At 71.8% G+C, this 25,227-nt stretch carries 26 protein-coding genes and 1 pseudogene; 16 read left to right on the top strand and 11 right to left on the bottom strand.

Translation table 11 applies throughout. The features are described 5' to 3' along the window. Positions 1–9: 9 nt before the first annotated feature. Together ACZ66Z_RS27290 and ACZ66Z_RS27285 are read right to left on the bottom strand one after the other, a co-directional pair. Positions 10–1,401: a metallopeptidase TldD-related protein gene (locus ACZ66Z_RS27290; protein WP_469938005.1), complete on the bottom strand. Its 1,392-nt coding sequence runs from the start codon at positions 1,399–1,401 to the stop codon at positions 10–12. Continuing rightward, on the bottom strand, positions 1,398–2,921 hold the full coding sequence (locus ACZ66Z_RS27285; RefSeq protein WP_469938004.1) for a TldD/PmbA family protein: 1,524 nt from the start codon (positions 2,919–2,921) through the stop codon (positions 1,398–1,400). The genes ACZ66Z_RS27290 and ACZ66Z_RS27285 overlap by 4 nt, the downstream gene beginning before the upstream one ends. Before the next feature lie 252 nt (positions 2,922–3,173). Between ACZ66Z_RS27285 and fabG the strand changes: the two genes are divergently transcribed. The 3 genes from fabG (at position 3,174) to ACZ66Z_RS27270 (ending at position 5,250) form a co-directional block, all read left to right on the top strand. Then, positions 3,174–3,893 carry a 3-oxoacyl-[acyl-carrier-protein] reductase gene (gene fabG / locus ACZ66Z_RS27280; RefSeq protein ID WP_030691676.1) on the top strand — a complete coding sequence of 240 codons (720 nt, stop codon included), beginning with the start codon at positions 3,174–3,176 and terminating at the stop codon, positions 3,891–3,893. Positions 3,894–3,898: 5 nt separating this feature from the next. Beyond that, a complete protein-coding gene (gene fabI / locus ACZ66Z_RS27275) occupies positions 3,899–4,675 on the top strand; it encodes an enoyl-ACP reductase FabI (protein ID WP_030322735.1) in 777 nt (258 codons plus the stop codon). A gap of 161 nt (positions 4,676–4,836) precedes the next feature. Then, positions 4,837–5,250 (top strand): hypothetical protein, encoded by a 414-nt coding sequence (locus ACZ66Z_RS27270; RefSeq protein ID WP_469938003.1) that lies wholly within the window; start codon positions 4,837–4,839, stop codon positions 5,248–5,250. Here the strand turns inward: ACZ66Z_RS27270 and ACZ66Z_RS27265 are convergent. Next, on the bottom strand, positions 5,186–5,908 hold the full coding sequence (locus ACZ66Z_RS27265; protein WP_469938002.1) for a FadR/GntR family transcriptional regulator: 723 nt from the start codon (positions 5,906–5,908) through the stop codon (positions 5,186–5,188). The genes ACZ66Z_RS27270 and ACZ66Z_RS27265 overlap by 65 nt on opposite strands. 63 nt (positions 5,909–5,971) lie before the next feature. On the opposite strand from ACZ66Z_RS27265, the gene ACZ66Z_RS27260 reads away from it, so the two are divergent. The 4 genes from ACZ66Z_RS27260 to ACZ66Z_RS27245 all read left to right on the top strand — a co-directional run bounded on the left by ACZ66Z_RS27260 (position 5,972) and on the right by ACZ66Z_RS27245 (position 8,382). Then, on the top strand, positions 5,972–7,354 hold the full coding sequence (locus tag ACZ66Z_RS27260; RefSeq protein WP_469938001.1) for a CynX/NimT family MFS transporter: 1,383 nt from the start codon (positions 5,972–5,974) through the stop codon (positions 7,352–7,354). Between the two features lie 17 nt (positions 7,355–7,371). Further along, positions 7,372–7,488: an SGM_5486 family transporter-associated protein gene (locus ACZ66Z_RS27255; protein WP_256341457.1), complete on the top strand. Its 117-nt coding sequence runs from the start codon at positions 7,372–7,374 to the stop codon at positions 7,486–7,488. A 136-nt stretch (positions 7,489–7,624) separates the two neighbouring features. Beyond that, positions 7,625–7,828 (top strand): hypothetical protein, encoded by a 204-nt coding sequence (locus ACZ66Z_RS27250; protein WP_469938000.1) that lies wholly within the window; start codon positions 7,625–7,627, stop codon positions 7,826–7,828. 35 nt (positions 7,829–7,863) lie between these two features. Beyond that, positions 7,864–8,382 carry a SixA phosphatase family protein gene (locus ACZ66Z_RS27245; RefSeq protein WP_469937999.1) on the top strand — a complete coding sequence of 173 codons (519 nt, stop codon included), beginning with the start codon at positions 7,864–7,866 and terminating at the stop codon, positions 8,380–8,382. Between the two features lie 186 nt (positions 8,383–8,568). Here the strand turns inward: ACZ66Z_RS27245 and serB are convergent, their stop codons facing one another. Next, positions 8,569–9,786, bottom strand: a complete 1,218-nt coding sequence (gene serB, locus ACZ66Z_RS27240; RefSeq protein WP_469937998.1) for a phosphoserine phosphatase SerB — start codon at positions 9,784–9,786, stop codon at positions 8,569–8,571. 197 nt (positions 9,787–9,983) lie between these two features. Between serB and ACZ66Z_RS27235 the strand changes: the two genes are divergently transcribed. Continuing rightward, a complete protein-coding gene (locus ACZ66Z_RS27235) occupies positions 9,984–12,566 on the top strand; it encodes an ABC transporter ATP-binding protein/permease (RefSeq protein ID WP_469937997.1) in 2,583 nt (860 codons plus the stop codon). A gap of 58 nt (positions 12,567–12,624) precedes the next feature. On the opposite strand, the gene ACZ66Z_RS27230 is transcribed toward ACZ66Z_RS27235, so the two are convergent. The 3 genes and pseudogenes from ACZ66Z_RS27230 to ACZ66Z_RS27220 form a co-directional block, all read right to left on the bottom strand. Beyond that, positions 12,625–13,416, bottom strand: a complete 792-nt coding sequence (locus ACZ66Z_RS27230) for a transglycosylase SLT domain-containing protein (protein WP_469937996.1) — start codon at positions 13,414–13,416, stop codon at positions 12,625–12,627. Positions 13,417–13,845: 429 nt separating this feature from the next. Further along, positions 13,846–14,835, bottom strand: a complete 990-nt coding sequence (locus ACZ66Z_RS27225) for an S-adenosylmethionine:tRNA ribosyltransferase-isomerase (protein WP_469938119.1) — start codon at positions 14,833–14,835, stop codon at positions 13,846–13,848. After that, positions 14,835–15,531 (bottom strand): annotated as a pseudogene (locus ACZ66Z_RS27220) (SDR family NAD(P)-dependent oxidoreductase). Before ACZ66Z_RS27220 ends, ACZ66Z_RS27225 begins: the two are co-directional and overlap by 1 nt. 171 nt (positions 15,532–15,702) lie before the next feature. Between ACZ66Z_RS27220 and ACZ66Z_RS27215 the strand changes: the two are divergent. From ACZ66Z_RS27215 to ACZ66Z_RS27205, 3 genes are all read left to right on the top strand, one after another. After that, on the top strand, positions 15,703–16,848 hold the full coding sequence (locus ACZ66Z_RS27215; protein WP_469937995.1) for a GAF domain-containing sensor histidine kinase: 1,146 nt from the start codon (positions 15,703–15,705) through the stop codon (positions 16,846–16,848). Next, positions 16,841–17,488, top strand: a complete 648-nt coding sequence (locus ACZ66Z_RS27210; protein WP_469937994.1) for a response regulator — start codon at positions 16,841–16,843, stop codon at positions 17,486–17,488. Before ACZ66Z_RS27215 ends, ACZ66Z_RS27210 begins: the two co-directional genes overlap by 8 nt. 153 nt (positions 17,489–17,641) lie before the next feature. Further along, positions 17,642–17,881 (top strand): chaplin, encoded by a 240-nt coding sequence (locus ACZ66Z_RS27205; RefSeq protein ID WP_469937993.1) that lies wholly within the window; start codon positions 17,642–17,644, stop codon positions 17,879–17,881. Between the two features lie 53 nt (positions 17,882–17,934). Here ACZ66Z_RS27205 and ACZ66Z_RS27200 read toward each other — a convergent pair whose 3' ends face one another. Beyond that, on the bottom strand, positions 17,935–18,726 hold the full coding sequence (locus ACZ66Z_RS27200) for a hypothetical protein (protein ID WP_469937992.1): 792 nt from the start codon (positions 18,724–18,726) through the stop codon (positions 17,935–17,937). 135 nt (positions 18,727–18,861) lie between these two features. Here ACZ66Z_RS27200 and ACZ66Z_RS27195 point away from each other — a divergent pair, with 135 nt between their 5' ends. The 4 genes from ACZ66Z_RS27195 to ACZ66Z_RS27180 all read left to right on the top strand — a co-directional run bounded on the left by ACZ66Z_RS27195 (position 18,862) and on the right by ACZ66Z_RS27180 (position 22,065). Then, complete coding sequence (locus ACZ66Z_RS27195) at positions 18,862–19,659, top strand: ABC transporter ATP-binding protein (protein ID WP_469937991.1); 798 nt, start codon at positions 18,862–18,864, stop codon at positions 19,657–19,659. A 76-nt stretch (positions 19,660–19,735) separates the two neighbouring features. Further along, positions 19,736–20,167, top strand: a complete 432-nt coding sequence (locus tag ACZ66Z_RS27190; RefSeq protein ID WP_469937990.1) for an NfeD family protein — start codon at positions 19,736–19,738, stop codon at positions 20,165–20,167. A gap of 93 nt (positions 20,168–20,260) precedes the next feature. Beyond that, the gene (locus ACZ66Z_RS27185; RefSeq protein WP_148004710.1) at positions 20,261–21,199 is read left to right on the top strand and encodes an SPFH domain-containing protein; all 939 of its coding nucleotides are present in this window, start codon (positions 20,261–20,263) and stop codon (positions 21,197–21,199) included. A gap of 92 nt (positions 21,200–21,291) precedes the next feature. Then, positions 21,292–22,065: a sulfite exporter TauE/SafE family protein gene (locus ACZ66Z_RS27180; protein WP_469937989.1), complete on the top strand. Its 774-nt coding sequence runs from the start codon at positions 21,292–21,294 to the stop codon at positions 22,063–22,065. 80 nt (positions 22,066–22,145) lie between these two features. On the opposite strand, the gene ACZ66Z_RS27175 is transcribed toward ACZ66Z_RS27180, so the two are convergent. The 3 genes from ACZ66Z_RS27175 to ACZ66Z_RS27165 form a co-directional block, all read right to left on the bottom strand. Beyond that, positions 22,146–22,652 carry an HNH endonuclease gene (locus tag ACZ66Z_RS27175; protein WP_093876792.1) on the bottom strand — a complete coding sequence of 169 codons (507 nt, stop codon included), beginning with the start codon at positions 22,650–22,652 and terminating at the stop codon, positions 22,146–22,148. 165 nt (positions 22,653–22,817) lie between these two features. Then, positions 22,818–23,357: a YbhB/YbcL family Raf kinase inhibitor-like protein gene (locus tag ACZ66Z_RS27170; protein WP_469937988.1), complete on the bottom strand. Its 540-nt coding sequence runs from the start codon at positions 23,355–23,357 to the stop codon at positions 22,818–22,820. A 44-nt stretch (positions 23,358–23,401) separates the two neighbouring features. Continuing rightward, on the bottom strand, positions 23,402–24,184 hold the full coding sequence (locus tag ACZ66Z_RS27165; protein ID WP_469937987.1) for a sporulation protein: 783 nt from the start codon (positions 24,182–24,184) through the stop codon (positions 23,402–23,404). A gap of 88 nt (positions 24,185–24,272) precedes the next feature. On the opposite strand from ACZ66Z_RS27165, the gene ACZ66Z_RS27160 reads away from it, so the two are divergent. Then, positions 24,273–24,935 carry a DNA-3-methyladenine glycosylase gene (locus ACZ66Z_RS27160; RefSeq protein WP_469937986.1) on the top strand — a complete coding sequence of 221 codons (663 nt, stop codon included), beginning with the start codon at positions 24,273–24,275 and terminating at the stop codon, positions 24,933–24,935. Positions 24,936–25,227 lie beyond the last annotated feature (292 nt).

Here is a 25,227-nt window from a genome sequence, read left to right as displayed (position 1 = left end):
CTAGGCGGGTCAGACCCCCTTGCTGACCGAGCTCATGTTGAAGTCCGGCACCCGCAGGGCGGGCATCGCGGCCCGGGTGAACCAGTCGCTCCACTCGCGCGGCAGCGTCTTCTCCGTACGGCCCGCCTCCGTGGCCCGCGACAGCAGGTCCACCGGCGACTCGTTGAACCGGAAGTTGTTCACCTCGCCGACCACCTCGCCGTTCTCGACGAGGTAGACGCCGTCCCGGGTCAGGCCGGTCAGCAGCAGCGTCGCCGGGTCGACCTCGCGGATGTACCAGAGGCAGGTCAGCAGCAGGCCCCGCTCGGTGGAGGCCACCATCTCCTCCAGGGAGCGCTCGCCGCCGCCGTCCAGGATCAGGTTCCCCGCTCCCGGCGCCACGGGCAGGCGAGTGAGCTCCGCCGTGTGCCGGGTGGTGATCAGGTGCGCCAGGGCGCCGGCCTTCACCCAGTCGACCGGTCCGACCGGCAGGCCGTTGTCGAAGACGGAGGAGTCGTCGCCGGAGGAGTGCGCGATCACGAACGGCGAGGACTCCAGGCCCGGCTCGTTCGGGTCGCTGCGCAGCGTCAGCGGCAGCGGGGAGAGCGTCTCGCCGAGCCGGGTGCCGCCGCCGGGCTTGGAGAAGACCGTACGGCCCTCCACCGCGTCCCGGGCCGCCGAGGACCACAGCTGGTAGATCATCAGGTCGGCCACGGCGGTCGGCGGCAGCAGCGTCTCGTACCGGCCGGCGGGCAGCTCGATCCGCCGCTCCGCCCAGCCGAGCCGGGTCGCCAGCTCGGCGTCGAGCGCGGCCGGGTCGACGTCCTTGAAGTCCCGGGTCGAGCGACCGGCCCAGGCGGAGCGCGAGCGGTCGGGGGACTTGGCGTTGAGCTCCAGGGTCCCGTTGGGCTGGTCGTGGCGGAGCCGCAGCCCCGTGGACGTGCCCAGGTAGGTGGAGGTCAGCTCGTGGTTGGCGAAGCCGTAGAGCTCGCGCCCGCCGGCACGCGCGCGTGCGAAGGCCTCGCCGAGCGCCGGGGCGAAGTCGGCGAAGACGGTGGAGGAGGTCTCCGCCGGGGCGTCCGTGAAGTCGGGCGAGGCGGGCACGCCCTCCACCAGCGGCTGGGCGTCCTCGGCGGGCCCGGCGGCACGCGCGGCGGCCTCGGCGGCCCGGACCAGGGGCTCCAGGTCGTCGACGGTCACGGCGGACCGCGAGACGACGCCGGAGGCGGTGCCCCGGGCGCCGTCGACGGTCGCGATCACGGTGAGCGTCCGGCCCCGGGTCACCCCGTTCGTGGTGAGCGCGTTTCCGGCCCAGCGCAGGTTGGCCGAGGACTCCTCGTCGGCGATGACGACACACCCGTCCGCGCGGGACAGCTCCAGGGCCCGCTCGACGATCTCGTACGGCTTGCTGACGCGGCTCATCGACCGGCCTCCTGCGTCGTGTTCAGGATGTTGACGCCCCGGAAGAGGGCGGACGGGCAGCCGTGCGAGACGGCGGCGACCTGGCCCGGCTGGGCCTTGCCGCAGTTGAAGGCACCACCGAGGACGTACGTCTGCGGGCCGCCGACCTGCTCCATCGAGCCCCAGAAGTCCGTGGTCGTCGCCTGGTACGCCACGTCCCGCAGCTGACCGGCGAGGCGGCCGTTCTCGATGCGGAAGAAGCGCTGGCCGGTGAACTGGAAGTTGTAGCGCTGCATGTCGATCGACCAGGACCGGTCGCCGACCACGTAGATGCCGCGCTCCACGCCCCCGATCAGGTCCTCCGTCGACAGACCGCCCGGGTCCGGCTGGAGCGAGACGTTCGCCATCCGCTGCACCGGGACGTGCGCGGGGGAGTCGGCGAAGGCGCAGCCGTTCGACCGGCCGAGGCCCGTGAGCTTCGCGATCCGCCGGTCCAGCTGGTAGCCGACGAGCGTGCCGTCCTTCACCAGGTCCCAGCTCTGCGCCTCGACGCCCTCGTCGTCGAAGCCGACCGTGGCGAGACCGTGCTCGGCGGTCCGGTCGCCCGTCACGTTCATGATCGAGGAGCCGTACGCCAGCTTGCCCAGCTGGTCGAAGGTGGCGAACGAGGTGCCCGCGTAGGCCGCCTCGTAGCCCAGCGCCCGGTCCAGTTCGGTGGCGTGCCCGATGGACTCGTGGATCGTCAGCCACAGGTTCGACGGGTCGACGACCAGGTCGTACCGGCCCGCCTCCACGCTCGGCGCCCGCATCTTCTCGGCGAGCAGCCCCGGGATCTCGTCGAGCTCCTTGTCCCAGTCCCAGCCGGTCCCCGTCAGGTACTCCCAGCCCCGTCCGACCGGCGGCGCGATCGTCCGCATCGAGTCGAACTCGCCGGTCGTCCCGTCCACGGCGACCGCCGTGAGCTGCGGGTGCAGCCGGACGCGCTGCTGGGTGGTCACGGTGCCAGCCGTGTCCGCGTAGAACTTGTTCTCGTGGACGGTCATCAGCGAGGCGTCCACGTGCGCCACGCCCTCCGCCCGCAGCAGCCGCGCGCTCCAGTCGGCGAGCAGCGCGCTCTTCTCCTCGGCGGGCACGGAGAAGGGGTCGATCTCGTACGAGGAGACCCAGGTCCGCTCCGCGTGCACCGGCTCCTCGGCCAGCTCCACGCGCTCGTCGGAGCCCGCCGCCGCGATCACCTTCGCCGACAGCTTGGCCATGGCGACCGCCTGCGAGGCGACCCGCGCGGCCCCGTCCATCGTCAGGTCGACGCCGGACGCGAAGCCCCAGGCCCCGCCGTGCACCACCCGCACCGCGTAGCCCAGGTCCGTGGTGTCCGAGGACCCGGACGGTTTGGCGTCGCGCAGCCGCCACGAGGCGCTGCGCACCCGCTCCAGCCGGAAGTCCGCGTGCTCGGCGCCGAGCGCGCGCGCTCGGGCGAGCGCCGCGTCGGCGAGCGCCCGCAGGGGCAGCGCGACGAACGAAGTGTCGATCTGATGGACCACGAGCGGCCTCGCTCTCGGCGATCGGAAGACGGCGGTTGAACTGTCCGGGAAGTCAATCACGGGACGGGCGGCCGAGTCCGCGCATTGGATCGGAGTGCGCTCCCGGCGAACCCGCGGACCGGTCCGGGCCGGCCCCGGGCTGTAGGGATCCGACAGTGCGACCCGTACGCCACTGTCGGAGGTCGATTCCTCATGTCGGGAGCGATACCGATAGGTTTTCGGCTACCAGACCGCTATCGAAAGGGTGATCCGTTGAGCCGCTCGGTTCTCGTCACCGGAGGAAACCGGGGCATCGGCCTCGCCATCGCCCGCGCGTTCGCCGAGGCCGGCGACAAGGTCGCGATCACGTACCGCTCCGGCGAGCCCCCGGCCGCCCTGGTCGAGCTCGGCTGCCTCCCCGTCAAGTGCGACATCACCGACGCGGAGCAGGTGGAGACGGCCTACAAGGAGATCGAGGAGAAGCACGGCCCGGTGGAGGTCCTCGTGGCCAACGCCGGCGTGACGAAGGACCAGCTCCTCATGCGCATGACCGAGGAGGACTTCACGTCCGTCCTCGACACCAACCTCACCGGCACCTTCCGGGTCGTCAAGCGCGCCAACCGCGGGATGCTGCGCGCCAAGAAGGGCCGCGTCGTCCTGATCTCCTCGGTGGTCGGTCTGCTGGGCTCCGCGGGCCAGGCCAACTACGCCGCCTCCAAGGCCGGTCTGGTCGGTTTCGCCCGTTCCCTCGCGCGCGAGCTGGGCTCGCGCAACATCACCTTCAACGTCGTCGCCCCCGGCTTCGTCGACACCGACATGACCGCGGTGCTCACCGACGAGCAGCGCGCGGGCATCGTCTCCCAGGTGCCGCTGGGCCGTTACGCGCAGCCGGAGGAGATCGCCGCCGCGGTGAAGTTCCTCGCCTCCGACGACGCCTCGTACATCACTGGAGCCGTCATCCCGGTTGACGGCGGATTGGGCATGGGTCACTGATCACCATGAGCGGAATTCTCGAGGGCAAGCGCATCCTCATCACCGGTGTGCTGATGGAGTCCTCCATCGCCTTCCACGCCGCGAAGCTGGCCCAGGAGCAGGGTGCGGAGATCATCCTCACCGCCTGGCCGCGGCCGACGCTGACCGAGCGCATCGCCAAGAAGCTGCCCCACCCCGACAAGGTGAAGGTCCTGGAGCTCGACGTCTCGAACGACGAGCACCTCGCCCGCCTGGAGGGCCAGGTCCGCGAGCACCTGGGCGACCGGCTCGACGGCATCGTGCACTCCATCGGCTTCGCGCCGCAGGACGCGCTCGGCGGCAACTTCCTGAACACGCCGTTCGAGTCCGTGGCCACCGCCATGCACGTCTCCGCCTTCTCCCTGAAGTCGCTGACGATGGCGCTGCTGCCGCTGATGTCCGAGGGCGGTTCGGTCGTGGGCCTGACCTTCGACGCCAAGTTCGCCTGGCCGCAGTACGACTGGATGGGCCCGGCCAAGGCCGCCCTGGAGGCCACCAGCCGCTACATGGCGCGCGACCTCGGCAAGCAGAACATCCGCTGCAACCTGATCTCGGCGGGCCCGCTCGGCTCCATGGCCGCGAAGTCCATCCCGGGCTTCGGCGAGCTGGCCTCCGTGTGGGACAGCCGTTCCCCGCTGGAGTGGGAGCTCTCGGACCCCGAGCCGGCCGGCCGCGGCATCGTCGCGCTGCTCTCGGACTGGTTCCCGAAGACCACGGGCGAGATCATCCACGTGGACGGCGGCCTGCACGCCATCGGCGCGTAACCGTTCCGCACCTCCGTGCGGCAGGGAGGGCCGTGTGTCCGCCGAGTGGCGGACACACGGCCCTCGCCGTTCCGCAACTCCTGCACGAGTCGAAAATCAGCCCGAACCACCCCAGACTGGGGCAGAGCGTGATGGTCTGCTGACGGGGAGGAGGTACGGGCATGCGCGCGATACGTCAGGGCTTCGGGGCGATCGCCTCCGTCGCCGTCCTGATCACCGGGACGGCCGTCGCCACCGAGCTGCGGGCGGCTCCCGCCCCGGCCGAGGAGTCCCCCGCCCCGACGACGGAGGAGCCGGAGGACTTCGGAGCCTCTTGCCGCACCGTCGTCGAGGGCTCCCGCGTCACCGCCCACTGCGGCAACCCGTATCCCCGCACCGACCGCGTCCGCCTCCACGTCGAGTGCGAGCGCTGGTGGGACGTCGACAGCGACAGCGCCCCCGTGGAGGTCGGTCCCGCCGACTACGCCCAGGTCACCGGCCGCTGCTGGAAGGAGGTCCGGTCCGCCTGGGTCACGCACCAGCCCGCGGATCCGGCTCCCGCTCCGGGGCCGCCCCTTCCGGTGCGGGGCTCCTGAGGCACATGAAGGGGTAGCCGGCCGCCTCCGTGCCGGCCCGCTCGGCATCGCCCCCGCGGATCGCGTCCACCAGGCGCGCGTGGTCCATGTGGTTCTCCGGCCGCAGCACCTGCCCCACGTCGTCGCGCAGCCAGTCCCGCAGCAGATCGCCCAGGTCCGCGTAGAGCTCCGTCAGCACCTCGTTGCCCGAGGCGGCGACGACCGCGTGGTGGAAGGCCGCGTCGGCCGTCACGAACCGCTCCGCGTCCCCCGACTCCCACGCCTCCTCGCGCCGTACGAGCAGGGCGTCCAGCTGCTTCAGGTCCCGCTCCGTGCGCCGCCCGGCCGCGAACCGCGCCGCGGCGGACTCCAGTGTGGAGCGCAGCTCGGCGACGTGCCGGGGATCGGAGCCGGCGAAGCGCCGGTGCATGACGCCCGCCAGCTCGCTGGTGGCGACGACGTACGTCCCCGAGCCCTGGCGGATGTCGAGCAGGCCGTTGTGCGCGAGCGCGCGCACCGCCTCGCGCACCGTGTTGCGGGCCACGCCCAGCTGCTCGACCAGTTCGGGCTCGGTCGGGATGCGTGAACCCACCGGCCACTCGCCGGAGGTGATCTGGTTCCGCAGCTCGGCGATCACCTGGTCGGAGAGACCGGTGCGCCGGGGGTGACCGAGGGCCATGGAGCGCCTTTCCGTTCGTTCGAGATTGGACAACAAATCATCCCATGATTCTATGATGGCCTCATGCCTGACGAGCCGAAGACCCTCGACCCCGCCGCACCACCGGCCGGAACCACCGCCGCGACCGCGTCCTCCGGGGCGTCCGCCACCGTCGGCGATTCTCCCGCGCCGGGCCCGGCACGCCGTCGGCTCCTCGGTCTCGTCGCCGTCGGACTCGTCCTGGCCGCCCTCAACCTGCGTCCCGCCATCACCAGCCTCGGCGCCCTCCTCGAAGAGGTCAGCGAGGACCTCCACATGAGCGGCAGCGTCGCCGGCGTCCTCACCTCCGTCCCCCCGCTCTGCTTCGCGGTCTTCGGCATCACCGCGCCCCGCCTCGCCCGCCGCTTCGGCCCCGCCGCCGTCGTCTGCGCGGGCATGGCCGCGATCTTCACCGGCCTCGTCCTGCGCCCCTTCGCGACCGGCACCGCCGCCTTCCTCGCCGCCAGCGCCCTCGCCCTCATGGGCATCGCCGTCAGCAACGTCCTGATGCCCGTCATCGTCAAGCGGTACTTCCCCGAGCGCGTCGGCAGCATGACCGGCCTCTACTCCATGGCGCTCGCCCTCGGCACCTCCGTCGCCGCCGCCGCGACCGTGCCCGTGACCGACGCCCTCGGCGGCGACTGGCGCCTCGGCCTCGGCGTCTGGGCGGCCCTCGCCGCGCTCGCCGTCCTGCCCTGGCTCCCGCTCCTGCGCGACCGGGACGCCGGCACGGCCCGCCCGGCGACCGCGGCCCCGACCCCCGAAGCGACCCCGCGGAACGGCGCAGCCGCATCGCGGAACGCGCAGCCGGCGCCGCGGAACGACGACGCCGCACCCGAGGCCCCCGCGCCGCGCATCACCCGCAGCCGCACCGCCTGGGCGCTCGGCGTCTTCTTCGGCCTCCAGGCCACCGGCGCCTACATCACCATGGGCTGGATGCCGCAGATCTTCCGCGACGCCGGCGTCCCCGCCGCCACCGCGGGCGTGCTCCTCGCCGTCACCATGGTCATGGGCGTCCCGCTCGCCTTCGTCATCCCCCGCCTCGCGACCCGGATGAAGAACCAGGGCCCGATCGTCGTCGCGCTCGGCCTGTGCGGACTCACCGGCTACACCGGACTCTTCCTCGCCCCCGACGCCGGAGCCTGGGTCTGGGCGGTGCTCCTCGGCATCTCCAACTGCTCCTTCCCGCTCGCCCTCACGATGATCGGCATGCGCTCGCGGACCGGCGCCGGCGTCGTCCGGCTCTCCGCCTTCGCGCAGAGCGTCGGCTACCTCATCTCGATCCCCGGCCCCCTCCTCGTCGGCGTGCTCTACCAGCACAGCGGCGGCTGGGGACTGCCCATCGCGCTCATGGGCGGGCTCATGGTGCCGCAGATGGTCGTCGGAACCCTGGCGGGCAGGGACCGGACGGTCGAGGACGAATGCTGAGATGCGAGACTGTTCCCATGCCAGTCCTCGAACCCAACCCCCAGAACGGCCAGAAGAAGCTGCTGCTCGTGCTCGGCGCGATGCTCGGCATCACGGTCGTCATCGCCGTCATCGCCTCCTTCGCCTCCCCGTGAGGTAGGGCGGGCCCCCGCATCCCCTAGGGGGCGGACCTCAGGGTGAAGTGGGTGGATCACCGGATGGGCCGGGAGACGCGCGATCCGTACGTTGGTGACAACGGCGAAAGCGCGGAACTCACCCACGGAGGCGGCCATGTCGGCCCCCACGCACCCCGGCATCCGGACCACGACCACCGGCGTCGACACCCGGCTGCCCTGGTGGGCCCTCGCCCTCCCGGCAGCCGCCTTCCTCGCCCTCCTGGTCCTCATGACCGGGGCGGACGGGGCCGGGGCGACCACGGGTGAACTCGCGGTCGGCCGCGTCCTGGAGCACCTCTGGCAAACACTCTCTCTCTGAGTCGAAGTGGCCTGTTTCGTGCGAAGCTGTGGACCATGAGCGTCGATACATCCCGCAGCATCGTGCTCCTCCGACATGCGAAGGCAGACTGGAGCGACGAAACCGATCACGAGCGACCGCTCGCCGACCGCGGCCGCCAGGACGCCCCGGTGGCCGGCCGCAGGCTCGCCGACAGCGGCATCGCCTTCGACCTGGCCCTCTGTTCGACCGCCGTCCGCACCCGCGAGACGTGGAAGCTGGCGGTCTCGGAGCTCCCGCACCGCCCGAAGACCGTGTACGAGGAGCGGGTGTACGAGGCCTCCCTCGGCGAGCTCATCGCCGTGGTCAACGAGGTCCCGGACTCCGTGAACAACCTCCTGCTCATCGGCCACAACCCGGGGATGCACGCGCTCGCCGACGCTCTGGCGGGCGACTCCGAGGGCGACGCGCTGCCCCGGATGAACCGCAGCGGCTTCCCGACCTCCGCCTTCGCCGTCATCACCTTCGACGGCACCTGGAAGTCCGTGGAGCACGGCGTCGGACGACTCGTCGACTTCTGGACCCCGCACGCCTGATCCCGCACGGCTGAACCCGTACGACGGCTCCGCACGGCAGACCCCGTACGTCCGGTCCCGTACGCCTGATCCCGTACGACGGCCCCGTGCGCCCGATCGCGTACGGCCGGCTCGTGCGCCCCACTCCGAACGCGGGAGGGCCCGGGCGTCGTCCGACGCCCGGGCCCTCCCGCACACCCCCACCGCTCAGTGCGGCAGGTCGTCCTCGCCGAAGTCCGCCGCCTCGACCTCCTCGCGCGTGATGCCGAGCAGGTACAGCACGGTGTCCAGGAACGGCACGTTCACCGCCGTGTGGGCCGCCCGGCGCACCACCGGCTTCGCGTTGAACGCCACCCCGAGTCCGGCCGCGTTCAGCATGTCCAGGTCGTTGGCCCCGTCGCCGATCGCCACGGTCTGCGCCAGCGGCACCCCCGCCTCCGCGGCGAACCGGCGCAGCAGCCGCGCCTTGCCCGCCCGGTCGACGATCTCGCCGGTCACCCGGCCGGTGAGCTTCCCGTCCACGATCTCCAGCGTGTTGGCGGAGGCGAAGTCGAGACCCAGGCGCTCCTTCAGGTCGTCGGTGACCTGCGTGAAACCGCCGGAGACGACGCCCACCTGGTAACCGAGCCGCTTGAGCGTGCGGATCAGGGTCCGGGCGCCCGGAGTCAGCCGCACCTCGGCGCGGACCTTGTCGACCACCGAGGCGTCGAGGCCGGCGAGCAGCTTCACGCGCGCGTGGAGCGACTGCTCGAAGTCCAGCTCGCCGCGCATCGCCGCCGCCGTCACCTCGGCGACCTCGTCCTCGCAGCCCGCGTGCGCGGCGAAGAGCTCGATCACCTCGTCCTGGATCAGGGTCGAGTCGACGTCCATGACCACGAGCCGCTGGGCCCGCCGGTGCAGACCGGCGGAGACGACGGCCACGTCGACCCCGATGCCGTGCGCCTCGACGGCCAGCGCGGTCCGCAGCGGCTCGGTCCCGCAGCCCGAGACGGCGAACTCGACCGCCGTCACCGGGTACTTCGCGAGGCGGAAGATGCGGTCGATGTTGCCGCCGGTCTCCGCGATCCTGGCCGCTATGGCCGCCGTCTGCTCGGCGGTGAGCGGGTTGCCGAGCACGGTGACGTGCGAGCGGCCCTCGCCACGGGGACGGTTGTCGCCCGTGCCGGAGATGATCTCGGCCTGGAGCTTCAGCGACTCGGCCCAGCTGTGCACGGTGGCCCGGAGTTCGCCCTGCGGGACGACGGTCGGCTCGGTGACGAGCGCGCACAGGACGAGGCGGCCCCGGGAGACCACCTGTTCGATGTCCACGACGTCGACGGAGTAGGCGGCGAGGGTGTCGAAGAGTCCCGCGGTGATCCCGGGACGGTCCTTCCCGAAGATCTTGACGAGAAGGGTGGGAACGTCTGAGGTCTGCGATGCGCTCATGGTGCTTCCACCGTATCGGGCACCGTGTGCCGCCCGAGCCCCCGTCCCGCCCTGCGGACACCCGACCGGTCCGGAAGACGCCCCGAAGGTCTTCACGCGGCCCGACTTTCCGAGACGGGACCGGGCCTGAAATAGTTCCCCAGGATGATTCGCCATCCCTGGACTCCCGACGACGGGGGTACATCGGGGGACAAGTAGTGGGGCATGGAGTGCCAGAACTCGTACTGGAATTGAACGGCAGGACCTGGACGCTCGATCCGTCCCGGTCGTACACCCTGGGCAGGGACCCTCAGGGTGACCTGGTCATCGACGACGCCAGGGTCTCGTGGCGCCACGCCACCATCAGCTGGGGCGGCCGGAGCTGGGTCATCGAGGACCACGGTTCCACGAACGGCACCTTCCTCCAGGGCCAGAGGGTCCACCAGGTGGAGATCGGCCCCGGTTCGGCCGTCCACCTGGGCAACGCGACCGACGGGCCGCGGCTGAATCTCGCCGCCGCCGGCGCGGCCGCCGCGCCCCAGCAGCAGGCGCCGCAGCAGCAGGTGCCCCAGCAGCAGGCCCCCGCGCACCAGGCCGCCGCGCACCAGGCCGCCGGGGCCCAGGCCGACTGGGCCACGCACCAGGCGCCTCCGCAGCACCAGGCGCCGCAGCACCAGGGCTGGCAGCAGCCGCCGGTCCACCAGCAGGCTCCGCAGCAGCAGGTCCCGCACCAGCAGGGACCCGCCCAGGGGCACCCCGGCGGCGCCGCGGGGGCGCCGTCGCCCTACGGCGACCGCAGCCCGACCACCTTCTACCAGCTGGACCTCGGCCGCGTGATGCGCATCGGCCGTGCCCTCGAGAACGAGCTGGTCGTCTCCGACCTCCAGGTCTCGCGGCACCACGCCGAGTTCCACGCGACGCCCGACGGCCGCTTCGAGATCCGCGACCTCGGCTCGCACAACGGCACGTACGTCAACGGCCAGCCGATCCCCAAGGGCGGCACGGCCCTCCTCGGCCCGCAGGACATCGTCGGCGTCGGCCACTCGACCTTCCGCATCGTCGGCGGCCAGCTCGAGGAGTTCGTCGACACCGGCTCGGTCTCCTTCTCGGCCCGCCACCTCACGGTCACGGTCGACGGCGGCAAGCAGATCCTCAAGGACGTCACCTTCGGCGTCCCGGAGAAGTCGCTGATCGGCGTCATCGGCCCGTCCGGCTCCGGCAAGTCCACCCTGCTCAAGGCGCTGACCGGCTACCGCCCGGCCAACGAGGGCGACGTCCTCTACGACAACCGGAGCCTCTACAAGCAGTTCGCCGAGCTGCGCCAGCGCATCGGTCTGGTCCCGCAGGACGACATCCTGCACAAGGAGCTGACCGTCCAGAAGGCGCTGCGCTACGCGGCCAAGCTCCGCTTCCCCGGCGACACCGCCGCGACCGAGCGCGAGGCCCGCATCGACGAGGTGCTGCGCGAGCTCAAGCTCGACATCCACAAGGAGAAGAAGGTCACCTCCCTCTCCGGTGGCCAGCGCAAGCGCGTCTCCGTCGCCCTGGAGCTCCTCACCAAGCCCTCGCTGATCTTCCTGGACGAGCCGACCTCCGGCCTCGACCCGGGCATGGACCGCGACGTCATGCAGCTGCTGCGCGGCCTCGCGGACGACGGCCGCACGGTCCTCGTCGTCACCCACTCGGTGGCCGAGCTGGGCCTCTGCGACAAGCTGCTGGTGATGGCGCCGGGCGGCTCCGTGGCGTACTTCGGCCCGCCGGAGGAGGCGCTGAACTTCTTCGGCTACTCCACCTGGGCCGACGTCTTCTCCGCCTTCGAGAACTACCGCGACTACGACTGGGCGGGCCGCTGGAAGGGCTCGCAGCACTACCAGATGTACGCCGCGGACATCGACGCCGTCGCCGCGCAGCCCGTCCAGATGCCGCCGCAGGCCATGGCCAGGCCGCCGAAGCCGCAGGGCTGGGGCTCCCAGCTGTGGACCCTGATCCGCCGCTACGTGTCGGTGATCGCCTCCGACAAGGGCTTCATGGCCCTGATGGTGATCCTGCCCGCCGTCCTCGGCGCGGTCTCCGTCGTCATCCCGGCCGACTTCGGCCTGGGCCGGCCCAAGCCGCCGTCCCGCTTCAACGGCGACGCCGGCACGATCATGCTGATCCTGGCGGTCGGCATGTGCTTCTCCGGCGCGGCCAACTCCGTGCGAGAACTGATCAAGGAACGGGTCATCTACGAACGGGAGCGCGCCGTCGGCCTCTCCCGCTCCGCGTACCTCATGTCCAAGGTCATCGTCCTCGGCCTGATCACCGCCTTCCAGGGCGTGATCATCTGCGGCATCGGCTTCTCCACCCGTGAGCTGCCCGAAGAGGGCCTGTTCATGCCGCCGGCCGTCGAGCTCTGCGTCCAGGTCATCGCGCTCGGCCTGACCTCGATGATGGTCGGCCTGGTCATCTCCGCGCTGGTGAAGACCGCCGAGAAGACCATGCCGCTGCTCGTCATGTTCGCGATCATCCAGGTCGTCTTCACCGGCATCCTCTTCCAGGTGTACGGCTCGCCCGGCCTGGAGCAGTTCGCCTGGCTCATGCCCTCCCGCTGGGGCATCGCCGGCGCCGGCACCACCCTCGACCTGGCGCACCTCATGCCGCCGTGGGACCACAAGGACCCCACGAACACCGACCCGCTGTGGGAGCACACGGTCGGCCAGTGGAGCCTCGACCTCGGCATCCAGCTGATCATGGCCACGGTCTGCTGCGTCCTCGTGGCGCGGCTGCTGCGCCGCCACGAGCCCGAGGTCATGCGCAAGTAACGCCCGCCCCACCACGCCGAAGGGCGGCACCCCCTGCGGGGTGCCGCCCTTTCGCGCGTCAGTACGCGCTGTTGACGTTGTCGATCGAGCCGTAGCGGTCGGCCGCGTAGTTGGCGGCGGCGACGATGTTGGCGACCGGGTCGTACTGGTCGAACTTGGTGCCGGCGATGTGGTACGTCTTGAAGGTCGGGTAGATCACCTGGAGCAGGCCCTTGGACGGGACGCCGTTGATGGCGTTGATGTCCCAGTTGTTGATGGCGTACGGGTTGCCGCTGGACTCGCGCATGATGTTCCGGTGCAGGCCGTTGTAGGTGCCCGGGATGTTGTGCTTGTCCATGATGTAGAGCGCCTCGCGGATCCAGCCGTCGAGGTTGTTCGCGAAGACCGGCTTGCGGGCGACGGAACGGCTCGCGGCCGCCTTCTCCGCGGCGCGCTTCTTCGCGGCGGCCTTCGCCTGGGCGGCGGCCTTCGCCTTGACCTCGGCCTTCGCCTTCGCGGTGGCCTTCGCCAGGGCGTCGGCCTTGGCCTTCGCGGCCTTCGCCTGGGCGTCGAGCTTCGCCTTCGCGGCGGCCTTGGCCTTCGCCTCGGCCTCCTGCTTGGCCTTCAGACCGATGGTGGTCTGCTGCTCGTTGACGCTGGCGGCCAGTGCCTTGGCCTGCGGGCTGTTCGCGTTGTACGACCAGGCCACCTGCTGGGTGCCGGACAGGGCCTGGGGCTCGGTCTCGGTGCCGCCGTGGTGAGGCACGAGGGAGAGGGTGAGCGCTGCGGCGCCCAGAGCGGCGACGCCGGCGATCGTGGCCTTGTGGGTCTTCTTCAGACCACGACTGTGGCTAGGGGTGTTCGCAGACATGCAGGACTACCTCTTCGAATCGCTGGGGGTCGTCGCTCGGCCGGGGCGGCGCTGCGCCTACTCGGCGGCGACGGAGGCAATTCTTAGCGGCAGCAAAATCCCGTGGCAAAGGTGTGACGTACGAAGCCGGGTAGTGGATCAGGGCCCCGCACGGGGGCCGCACCATGCCCCCTGTGGCCCGTTTTCTCCGCCCATATCCGGCAACAAAGGGTCCACTAGGGGGCTTCGTAAGTGACGTGCGTCCTATGCGCGGCCTCACATCGGCCGCATGGCGAACTCACCGTGAGTTGCTCCAGCAATGCGGATGGTGAGCCCTCTCCTACGGGAGGAGGAGAGGGAGGTCGCCGAACTCGTGCCAGAGGTGGCGCTCCCGTACCGCGGCGGCGTACGCGCTCCGCAGCGCGGGCCGCCCGGCGACCGCCTCCAGCATCAGCAGGTCGAGGCCTCCGGCTCGTGCAGCCCGGTGAGCAGCCCGTCCACCACCCGCACCCCGCGCGCGGGCGTCACCACCAGATCGGTCCGTCCCGCCGCGGCCCGCACCACCCCGCCGCGCCGCACGTCCGTCCCCCCTGTCGGCGCCCGGGTCCCCCCTTCCGGCCCGGCGGCGGCCGATTCCAGCGCCCGCACCACGGTCGTCCCCACCGCGATCACCCGGCCGCCCCCGGCGCGGGCCGCGTTCACCAGGGCCGCCGTCGCCGCCGGGACCTCGAAGCGCTCCGGGTAGGGCGGCTCGTGCACCTCCGCCGACGCCACCCCCGTATGAAGGGAGAGGGGAGCGATCCGTACGCCCCGGTCGACCAGCTCCGCCACCGGCCGGGCCGTGAAGGGCCGCCCCGCGCTCGGCATCTCCGCCGAGCCCGACCCGTCGGGGGAGGGGCGCGCGAAGACCGTCCGGTACGCCGACAGGGGCTGGTCCCGGTCCGTGTACCCGTACCGGACGGGCCGCCCGTACCGCCCGAGCAGCCCCGGCACGTCCACGCTCGCCCGCGCCCACCACAGCCGCCCGCCGCCGGGCACCAGCGGCTCCTCCGGCACCAGCCGCGCCCCTCCCGGCAGCCGTACGACCACGCCCGCGGGACCGCCCCCACGCGGGCGCGTACTGCCGACGGCTCCGGCGTCCGCAGCTCCACGGCCCAGCGCCCGTCGTCCCCCCCGGGTCGAGAAGTGCACCACCACCGGCTCCCCGCCCGGCTCGGGACCGAGCCGCCCGTCCACGGCCGCCGCGAGCGTCGTCGAGGTGTTGACGACGAGCACGTCCCCGGTCCGCAGCAGCGCGGGCAGCTCCCCGAAGGAGTGGTGGGACACCGCCGTGCCCCGCGACACGAGCAGCCGCACGTCGTCCCGGCCGAGCCCGGGCCCCCGCTGCTCGGCCGGGATCCGCGCCGACAGCTCCGCCGGCACCCGCACGGCCAGGTCCATCACGCCCCCAGGAGGGCCGGCGCGGAGTACCGGCCGCTCGCCGGCCGTTCGTCGAGCAGCCGCAGGAAGGCGGGGGCGAGTCGGTCGGGGAGGGGGTCCCGGACAGGTCCTCGCCGGGTTCCGCGGCGGCGAGCATGTCCGTCCGCATGTCGCCCGGGACCCCCCCCACCAGACCCGCAGCCCCGGCTCCTCCACCGCCAGGACCGCCGACAGCCGGTCGAGCGCCGCCTTCGTCGCCCCCTACGCGCCCCAGGTCCGGTACGCCTTCACGGCCGCGTCCGAGCTCAGGCCGATCACCGCCCCGGCGGGCGCCGTGCGCAGCAGCGGCAGCGCCTCCTGCGGGAGCCCCAGCGGGGCCACCACGTTGACCTCCAGGGCGGCCCGGAAACCGTCCAGCGGGTGCCTGTCGAGCGGCACCAGCGGTTCCGCGCCCAGGGTCCCCGCGTTGTTCACGAGCAGGTCGAGCCCACCGAGCCCCTCCGCCGCCGCCACGAGCTCCCGCCGGTGCGCCGCGTCCGTCACGTCCCCCGCCGACGCGACCACCCGTGCGCCCCGTGCGCGTGCCGCCGCCGCGCTCTCCTCCAGAACGTCCGCCGTACGGGCGTCGAGCACCAGGTCCCGGCCCCGCCCGGCGAGGGCCTCGGCGAGCGCCCGGCCGAGTCCTCTCGACGCCCCCGTGACGATCGCGACAGCCATGGCGTCCATCCCCTCTTGTCCGGATGGCCCCGCCCTCCGCCCGCGGGCCCGTCCACCGCCTCGTCCCCGGGCCCGGACCGCCGAGGGCACTTCGGCCTAGGTCCCGGGACCTGCTCCGCCCTCGTCCCCGGACGGATACGGACCGTCACACCCCGCCGGTACGGTGAACACATGAGCCATCGACCGAGCTCCGGCCTGGCCGCCGTGAGCACCGCACTCCTGGCGATGAGCCGCCACCTGGAGGTCCGCGACGTCCTCAAGACGATCGTGGCCTCCGCGCGCGAGCTGCTCGACGCCGAGTACGCCGCGCTGGGCGTCCCGGACGACCACGGCGGCTTCGCCCAGTTCGTGGTCGACGGCGTCAGCGACGAGCAGTGGAAGGCGATCGGCCCGCTGCCCCGCCAGCACGGCATCCTCGCCTCGATGCTCCACAGGGCCGAGCCCGAGCGGCTCGCCGACGTCCGCAGGGACCCCCGCTTCGAGGGCTGGCCGGACGCCCACCCCGAGATGTCCGACTTCCTCGGCCTGCCCGTCCGCGACGGCGACGAGATCCTCGGCGCCCTCTTCCTCGCCAACAAGCGCTGCCCCAGGGAGGACGGCGGCTGCGGCTTCACCGCGGAGGACGAGGCACTCCTCTCGATCCTCGCCCAGCACGCGGCCATCGCCCTCACCAACGCCCGGCTGTACGAGCGCAGCCGGGAGCTCACCATCGCCGAGGAGCGCTCCCGCCTCGCCCACGAGCTGCACGACGCCGTCAGCCAGAAGCTCTTCTCGCTCCGCCTGACCGCCCAGGCCGCCGCCGCCCTCGTCGACCGCGACCCGGCCCGGGCCAAGGGCGAGCTCCAGCAGGTCGCCGCGCTCGCCGCCGAGGCCGCCGACGAGCTGCGCGCCGCCGTCGTCGAGCTCAGACCCGCCGCCCTCGACGAGGACGGCCTCGTCCACACGCTCCGCACCCAGATCCAGGTCCTCGACCGCGCCCACTCCGCCCGGGTGACCTTCGAGAGCCCGGGGACCCGGGCCCTGCCCGCCGCCCAGGAGGAGGCCGTCCTCCGGGTCGCGCAGGAGGCCCTGCACAACGCCCTGCGGCACGCGGACGCGAAGCTCGTCGCGGTCTCCCTCACCCGCAGCGGCCAGGGCGCGCGGCTCACGGTCACCGACGACGGCAAGGGATTCGACCCGCGCACGGTCCGCAGCGCGGGCCGCCACCTCGGACTGGTCTCCATGCGGGACCGCGCGAGCGGCGTCGGCGGCAGACTCACGGTGACCTCGGCCCCGGACCGGGGCACCACGATCGAGATGGAGGTCCCCGGTGGCTGACAAGCCGATCCGCGTGCTCCTGGTCGACGACCACCAGGTCGTCCGCCGAGGACTGCGCACCTTCCTCGAGGTGCAGGACGACATAGAGGTCGTGGGGGAGGCCTCCGACGGCGCCGAGGGCGTCGCCGGGGCGGAGGAGCTGCGCCCGGACGTGGTCCTCATGGACGTGAAGATGCCGGGCACGGACGGCATCGAGGCGCTCAAGCGGCTCCACGAGCTCGGCAACCCCGCACGGGTCCTGATCGTCACCAGCTTCACCGAGCAGCGGACGGTCGTCCCCGCGCTCCGCGCGGGCGCCCGTGGATACGTCTACAAGGACATCGACCCCGACGCCCTGGCCGGCGCGATCCGCTCGGTCCACGCGGGGCACGTCCTGCTCCAGCCCGAGGTGGCCGGTGCGCTCCTCGCCCAGGACGACTCCCACGGCGGGGGCACGGGGCGGGGCTCGACCCTCACGGAGCGGGAGCGCGAGGTCCTCGGCCTGATCGCGGACGGACGGTCCAACCGGGAGATCGCCCGCGCCCTCGTCCTCTCCGAGAAGACGGTCAAGACGCACGTCTCGAACATCCTGATGAAGCTCGACCTCGCGGACCGCACCCAGGCGGCGCTGTGGGCCGTACGGCACGGCCTCACCCGCTGACGCGCCCCTTCGTGCGCCGGGGCGCACGACCGTTCAGTCCTTCATGCCGTCGTGTGGATGCCCCCCGTTCGGCGTAACCGGGCGGGGGGTGCGGCGTTCTCCACGGCGTGCTGCGGCGGACCGGCCGCAGCGATGACCAGGAGGACGTACCCAGTGAAGAACCTCAAGAAGGCCGCCGCCCTCACCATGATCGCCGGTGGCATCGTCGCCGCCGGCGCGGGTGTCGCCTCCGCGCACGCGGACGCCGACGGGCAGGCCCTCCACTCGCCGGGCGTCGGCTCCGGCAACCTGGTGCAGGTCCCGGTCCACGTCCCCGTGAACGTCTCCGGCAACACGGTCAACGTGATCGGCCTGCTCAACCCGGCCTTCGGCAACACCGCCGTCAACGGCTGACCGCCTCCGCACCCGGTCCCCGGACGATCCCCCGGGGGCCGGGGCGCGGCCTTTCAGAAGCCCCGTTCCCGCTCCCTCTCCTCCACGTACGCGTTGTACGCCGCGACCTGCGCCCGCCGGGCCACCCGCTCCACCGGCCGCAACGCCGCCCCCCGCGCCGCCATCTCCGACGCGCTCACCGCACCCCCGTGGCCGTGGTCGTACGCGAGGTTCACCAGCAGGCCGATCCGCTGCGCCAGCTCCAGGACCCGCACCGCGCGCGGCGGATAGCCCGGGGCCAGCACCTCGCGGCCCACCTCCGCCCGCGCCCGGTACGCCTCGCGCGCCGCGTCCGCCGCGGGACCCGCGGCCGCCACGTCGAGCCGGGTCAGCACCGCCGTCGCGTCCCGCAGCGCCTCGGCCAGCTCCCGCTCCGCCTCGCCGAGCGAGGGCACATCGGCGGGCGGAGCCTCCCGTACGGCCAGACAGTGCCAGGTCACCGAGACGTGCACGTCACCCGCCGGCCCCGCCTCGGCGACCTCCGGCACGAGGCCGTACGGCGCGCCGAAGCCCACCGCCGCCTCCTCCGCCTCCAACGCGCGCGCGTTGAAGTCCGGCGGCCCGCTCAGCCCCAGCGGATGCCCCGGCGCCGGCAGCGCGACCCGCCATCCGGTCACCCCGAGCCGCCGCAGCCGGCCCAGCGCGAGCGTCAGCCCCACCGGTCCCGCCTCACCGGGCAGCCCCTCCACGCGGTGCACCGCGTCCTCCCCGACAATCGCCAGCGCCGCCTCGTCCGGCGACACCGCCCCGGCCAGCAGGGCATTGCCCCAGGCGGCCAGACGTCCTGAGCGTGGTTCCGAAAGCATCCCCCCAGACTAAGGACCCAAAGGAAGCCCTACGGACCGGTCCGCTCCGTCGATAACGTAGGTTTTCCCCTGGACGCCGCGCCCATCGGCGCAAGGCGACGACAAGACTCGACCGCAAGGGGAGACAACGCGCTCATGAGCGATGTACTGGAGCTGGTGGACGTATCCGTGGTCCGCGACGGACGGGCTCTGGTGGACGACGTCTCCTGGTCGGTCAAGGAGGGCGAGCGCTGGGTGATCCTCGGCCCCAACGGCGCCGGCAAGACCACCCTTCTGAACGTCGCCTCCAGCTACCTCTTCCCCACCAAGGGCACCGCGCGCGTCCTGGGCGAGCAGCTCGGCGGCGTCGGCACCGACGTCTTCGAGCTCCGCCCCCGCATCGGCATGGCCGGCATCGCGATGGCGGAGAAGCTCCCCAAGCGCCAGACCGTCCTGCAGACCGTCCTCACCGCCGCGTACGGCATGACCGCCACCTGGAACGAGGACTACGACCCGATCGACGAGGAGCGCGCCAAGGCCTTCCTCGACCGGCTCGGGATGAACGACTACCTGGACCGCAGGTTCGGCACCCTCTCCGAGGGCGAGCGCAAGCGCACCCTCATCGCCCGCGCGATGATGACCGACCCGGAGCTCCTCCTCCTCGACGAGCCCGCCGCCGGCCTCGACCTCGGCGGCCGCGAGGACCTGGTCCGCCGGCTCGGCCGCCTCGCCCGCGACCCGTACGCCCCCTCCATGATCATGGTCACCCACCACGTCGAGGAGATCGCCCCCGGCTTCACCCACGTCCTGATGATCCGCCAGGGCAAGGTCCTCGCCGCCGGCCCCGTGGAGATGGAGCTCACCTCCCGGAACCTCTCGCACTGCTTCGGCCTGCCGCTCGTCGTCGAGCGCGTCGGCGACCGCTGGACCGCCCACGGTCTGCCCCTGAAGTGACCGGCCCGGGCACCGGCGACCCGCACAGCCGCCCGCGCCCTGTCCCGGAAGGACCCCACCGCCCTACCATGACCACGTGGACATCGACGCGTGGGTCTGGTGGCTGATCGGAGCGGTGGGGCTCGGCATTCCGCTGGTCCTGACCGCGATGCCGGAGTTCGGCATGTTCTCCGTCGGAGCGGTCGCCGGGGCGGTGACCGCCGCCCTCGGCTTCGGCGTCGTCGCCCAGGTGCTCGTCTTCGTCGTCGTCTCCGTGGCGCTCATCGCGGTGGTGCGCCCGATCGCCGCCCGCCACCGTGACGACAGACCCCTGCACGCCTCCGGCATCGACGCCCTGAAAGGGCGTCAGGCGGTGGTCGTCGAACGGGTCGACGCGAGCGGCGGAGGCCGCATCAAGCTCGCGGGCGAGATCTGGTCCGCCCGCACGTTCGACTCCGACCAGACCTTCGAACCGGGCGAACGGGTCGACGTCGTCGACATCGACGGGGCCACCGCCGTCATCATGTGACCGAACGTCGCCCATGACATTGCGTCATCTGCGAGACTCGATCATCGAAAGCAACCCGGCAGACAACCGGCAGCGAAGGGCACGGGGAACACGATGTCAGCAGTCATCATCGTCCTGATCATTCTGGTGGTGCTCGTCTTCATCGCCCTGATCAAGACGATCCAGGTCATTCCGCAGGCGAGCGCGGCGATCGTGGAGCGCTTCGGCCGCTACACCCGCACGCTCAACGCCGGGCTGAACATCGTCGTCCCGTTCATCGACTCGATCCGCAACCGGATCGACCTGCGCGAACAGGTCGTCCCGTTCCCGCCGCAGCCGGTGATCACCCAGGACAACCTCGTCGTCAACATCGACACGGTCATCTACTACCAGGTGACCGACGCGAGGGCCGCGACCTACGAGGTCGCCAGCTACATCCAGGCGATCGAGCAGCTCACCGTCACCACCCTGCGCAACATCATCGGCGGCATGGACCTGGAGCGGACCCTGACCTCCCGCGAGGAGATCAACGCCGCACTCCGCGGCGTCCTCGACGAGGCCACCGGCAAGTGGGGCATCCGCGTCAACCGCGTCGAGCTCAAGGCGATCGAGCCGCCGACCTCCATCCAGGACTCGATGGAGAAGCAGATGCGCGCCGAGCGCGACAAGCGCGCCGCGATCCTCACCGCCGAGGGCACCCGGCAGTCCGCCATCCTCACCGCAGAGGGCGAGAAGCAGTCCGCGATCCTGCGCGCCGAGGGCGAGTCCAAGGCCGCCGCCCTGCGGGCGGAGGGCGAGGCGCAGGCCGTCCGCACGGTCTTCGAGGCCATCCACGCCGGCGACCCGGACCAGAAGCTGCTCTCGTACCAGTACCTCCAGATGCTCCCGAAGATCGCCGAGGGCGACGCCAACAAGCTCTGGATCGTGCCCAGCGAGATCGGTGACGCCCTCAAGGGCCTCTCGGGCGCCTTCGGCAACAAGGACGGCAGCGTCCCCGGCTTCAACACCAAGACCGTCGGGGCCCAGAGGCGGGACGAACCGCCGGTTGACTGACGCGTACACGTAATCCTCGTGCATGATCGGTGCGAGCCCCTCGACCTCGACGACCTCGGAGCGGGGAGGCGACTCGCTGACCATGTAAGGAGATGGCGTTGTCCATCTGGGAAGCCCTGGCAGTCCTCGCCGCCGGCATCGGCGCCGGCACCATCAACACCATCGTCGGATCGGGAACGCTCATCACGTTCCCGGTCCTCCTCGCGACCGGACTCCCCCCGATCACCGCGAACGTCTCCAACGCCCTCGGCCTCGTCCCCGGCTCCATCAGCGGAGCCATCGGCTACCGCCGCGAACTCAAGGGCCAGAAGGCCCGCATCCTGCGCCTCGGCTCCGTCGCCCTCCTCGGCGGCCTCATCGGCGCGATCCTCCTCCTCGCCCTGCCGTCCACGGCCTTCGACGCGATCGTCCCCGTCCTCATCGGCCTCGCGCTCGTCCTGGTCCTCTTCCAGCCCCGCATCGCCGCGGCCGTGAAGCGGCGCCGCGAACAGACCGGCACCGAGGCCCACCCCGACGGCGGCCCCGCCCTCCTCGTCGGCCTCCTCCTCGCCAGCATGTACGGCGGGTACTTCGGCGCGGCCCAGGGAGTCCTCTACCTCTCCCTCATGGGCCTGTTGCTCCACGACGACCTGCAGCGCATCAACGCCGTCAAGAACATCCTCGGCGCCCTGGTCAACGGAGTCGCCGCCGTCTTCTTCCTCTTCGTCGCCGACTTCGACTGGACGGCCGTCCTGCTCATCGCGGTCGGCTCCACCCTCGGCGGCCAGCTCGGCGCCAAGGTCGGCCGCAGACTGTCCCCCACGGTCCTGCGCGGAGTGATCATCGCCGTCGGCGTCATCGCCATCCTCCAACTGACCCTCGGTTGACCACGACGACGGAAGGGCCCGTCCTCCCCACCGGGGAGGACGGGCCCTTCCGCACGTCCGCCGATCACACCTCTACGCGTCTACGCGGCCGAGTCGGCCAGCCACGCCGGCAGCGCCGACCGCTCGCTCGCCCGCATCGCGAGCAGCATCGCGTCCGCCGGAGTCGGCTCGAACGGCTGGTGCAGCAGCGGCATCCCCGCCTGCTCCGGCGTCCGGTCCGCCTTGCGGTGGTTGTCCTCGGCACAGGAGGCGACCGTGTTCAGCCAACTGTCCCCACCCCCCTGCGCCCGCGGCACCACGTGGTCGACCGTCGTCGCCCGCCGCCCGCAGTACGCGCACCGGTGCTGGTCCCGGACCAGCACCCCCCGCCTCGACCACGGGGCCTGTCTTCGGAACGGCACCCGTACGTACCGGCAGAGTCTGATCACCCGCGGCACCGGGAGGTCGACGGCGGCACCCCGCACCCTCAGCTCGGGATGGGCCTGCTCGACGACGGCCTTGTCCTGCAGGACGAGCACCACCGCACGGTTGAGCGTGACCGTCGAAAGCGGCTCGAAGCTCGCGTTCAGTACCAGCGTGTCCCGCATGTTGCCCACCTCCCGTGTGCCGGCCCCAGCCCCCGCACGGGGGCTCCGGGCTTGGATCAACGATGGCCGGGCCGGCCGGGTCGGACAACGCAATTTCCCGCGAAACAAAAGATGCCCGCTTCTGATCTCTCCAAGACCAGAAGCGGGCAAACAACGAACGAACGATCAGTCCGCCGCGGGAGCCGCGTACTCACCGACCAACTGGGCACGGCCCAGCGTGTGGAACCGCAGGTTGAACCCGACGGCCGCCGGCGAGGTGTCGGCGTCCGTACCGAGCTTCTCCTTGTCCACCGCGTACACCGTGAAGACGTACCGGTGCGCCGGATCCCCCGCCGGGGGAGCGGCACCGCCGAAGTCCTTCGAGCCGTAGTCGTTCCGCGCGTGCACGGCACCGGCCGGCAGCCCCTCGAACGACCCGGACCCGGCACCGGCCGGCAGCTCCGTCACCGACGCGGGGATGTCGAACAGCACCCAGTGCCAGAACCCGCTGCCCGTCGGGGCGTCCGGGTCGAAGCAGGTGACCGCGAAGCTCTTCGTCCCCTCCGGGAACCCCTCCCAGCTCAGCTGCGGCGAGGTGTTCCCCGCCGAGTGCACCTGAGCGTCCTTCAGGACCCCGCCCGGCGCGACGTCGTCGCTCACCACGGTGAACTCCGCCACCGGCGGATGGAAGTCATGGGGGAGCGGCGCCCTCTTGCCCTCGGACACGTCGAGTACCTCCGAATCGTCCGTCAACGCTGACGGTCCCGAGCCTAGAGCCAGTTGCGACGGCCACCGACCTCGGCGAGCCACTGGTTGAGATAAGCCGCCCAGTCGGTCGTGTGGAAGTCGTGCAGACCCACCGTGAACGCACGGAAGGAGTCGCTGCCCTCGGTGAAGAGACCCGGCTTCTTGTCCATCTCCAGGACGACGTCCATCTCCCGGTCGTCCGCGACGAAGCTGACCTCGACCTGGTTCAGGCCCCGGTACTGCTGCGGCGCGAAGAACTCGATCTCCTGGTAGAACGGCAGCTTCTGCCGCGTTCCCCGGATGTGCCCGCGCTCCATGTCCGCGCTCTTGAAACGGAAGCCCAGCTGGATGAAGGCGTCCAGGATCGCCTGCTGAGCCGGCAGCGGGTGCACGTTGATCGGGTCCAGGTCACCGGAGTCCACGGCCCGCGCGATCTCCAGCTCGGTCGTCACCCCGATGTTCATCCCCCGCAGCTGCTGCCCGGCGACGGCGGTGACCGGCGTCTCCCACGGGATCTCCAGACCGAACGGCACGACGTGCACGGCGCCGGCCCTGACCTCGAAGGCACCGCCGAGACGCGTCCTCACGAACTCGATGTCCTGCTTGTGCTCCTGGTCACCGCCCTCGACCTCGACACGCGCCTGCAGCCCGACGGAGAGCCCCTCGATCTGCTGGTCGACGCTGCCGCCCTGGATCCGCACCTCGCCCTGGACGACCCCGCCCGGAACGACGTTCTCCTCCGTGAGCACCGTCTCCACGGTGGCCCCGCCGGCACCCAGGCTCGCGAGCAGCTTCTTGAATCCCATGACTTCCACTCCTTCTCGGGTCCTGACCCCTACATACGCGCGACGACCGTAGCCGGTTCCCCACCGCTCCCCGGTACGCTCGGACGGCATGATCGAGAGCCCCGACCGTACGCCGCTCCCACGGACCTTCTTCGACCGCCCCGTACTGGACGTGGCCCCCGACCTCCTGGGCCGCACCCTCGTCCGCAACACCGACGAGGGCCGGATGGAACTGCGCCTCACGGAGGTGGAGGCGTACGCCGGCGCGATCGACCCCGGCTCGCACGCCTTCCGCGGCCGCACCGCACGCAACGCCGTCATGTTCGGACCACCCGGCCACGCGTACGTCTACTTCACCTACGGCATGTGGCACTGCCTCAACCTGGTGTGCGGCCCCGAGGGACACGCGAGCGGCGTCCTGCTGCGCGCGGGGGAGATCGTCGAGGGCGCCGACCAGGCCCGCCCCCGCCGCCGCTCGGCCCGCTCCGACCACGAGCTGGCCAAGGGGCCGGCCCGCCTGGCCACGGCCCTCGACGTCGCCCTCTCCCTGAACGGCGCGGACACCTGCGCGGGTCAGGACGGGCCGCTCGCCCTGCTCACCGGCACGCCCCCGGCCCCGGACCGCATCCGCAGCGGCCCCCGCACGGGTGTCGGCGGCGACGGCGCCCCGCACCCCTGGCGCTTCTGGATCACGGAGGACCCGACGGTCAGTCCGTACCGGCCTCACACACCTCGCAAGAGGAGGCTTGACTCGTCGAGGACGACCGACTAACGTGGCCCGAGCCGCTGGAACCCGGCCTGCTTGTTCAAGCACCCCGGAGCGGACATCCACTACTCAAGATGATCACCCCGGTTGGGGTTCATTTCGGCATTCCGAAATTCATTTCGAATGACTCGATTATGAGCCTCCAGGGAAATCAGCTAAAGTAGTGACCACGCCGGAAGGGCCCGGAGCGAAAGCGAACGGGGCCGGAAAGCACCGAGGAAATCGGGTCGGAAAGATCTGATAGAGTCGGAAACGAAGGAAGCGCCCGGAGGGCCCGGAGATCGGGACCGAAGGAAGC

Source organism: Streptomyces sp. NPDC107498 (genome assembly GCF_055582805.1).
Note: the sequence above shows the minus strand (reverse complement) of the source record. Positions and strands in the feature narration are given on the sequence as shown.